We start from the raw sequence: 898 nt of genomic DNA on the forward strand, positions 1-898 counted from the left end.
TACCAGCCTGAATTAAATCATCGACCTGAACGCTAGACGGTAGACGAGATATCAAATGATGCGCAATTTTTTTGACTAAAGGCGCATGAGACCGAATCAAATCATCGGCACGTTTTACTTGAGCGTCTGTATACATCAGCCTATGACACCGGAACTAAACACGTTCTAGTTTGAGGTAGCCTGAACCAGGCGCTCAACAAAGAACTCCAAATGACCTTTTGGAGAAGAAGGCAGTGGCCAGCTATCCGCTTTTTGGGCAAGCGTCTTATATGCCAACGATGCTTTTGCACGAGGATACACATCAGAAACAGCCCGTTGACGCTGCACTGCTTTTTTCACCGACTCATCGAAAGGGATTGACCCAACATACTGCAGAGCAACATCGAGAAATCTCTCAGTAACGTGAGCAAGCTTGGAATAGAGGTGGCGCCCCTCTTCCTGCGTTTTAACCATATTCGCCAGTACACGAAAACGGTACATATCGTAATNGCGATTTAACAATTTAATTAGCGCATATGAATCGGTAATCGATGTAGGCTCATCACATACGACAACAATAACTTCTTGCGCAGCCCTAAGAAACGAAACAACACCATCGGATATACCTGCTGCGGTATCAATAATCAGGACATCGAGATCTTCAGAAATTTCACTAAAGGCATTAATTAAACCGGCATGTTCCATTGGATTCAAAGAAACCATTTTTTGCGTACCAGATGAAGCTGGTACTACTTTTATTCCTTTGGGCCCATCAACCAAAACGTCACGCAGAGAACATTCGCCACTTATCACATCCGCTATATTGCTTTTAGAGGTGATACCTAACAAAACATCAACATTAGCCAAACCTAAATCGGCATCTAAAAGTACGACACGACGCCCCATCTCAGCGAGCATA

Annotated in this window: 1 protein-coding gene; it reads right to left on the reverse strand. The window is 43.9% G+C overall.

Annotated elements, in window-relative coordinates; translation table 11 throughout:
* Positions 1–165 precede the first annotated feature (165 nt).
* On the reverse strand, positions 166–898 hold a 733-nt coding region (locus A3763_RS26260; protein ID WP_068760751.1), incomplete at its 5' end, for a MinD/ParA family protein.

The organism is Oleiphilus sp. HI0128, assembly GCF_001635365.1.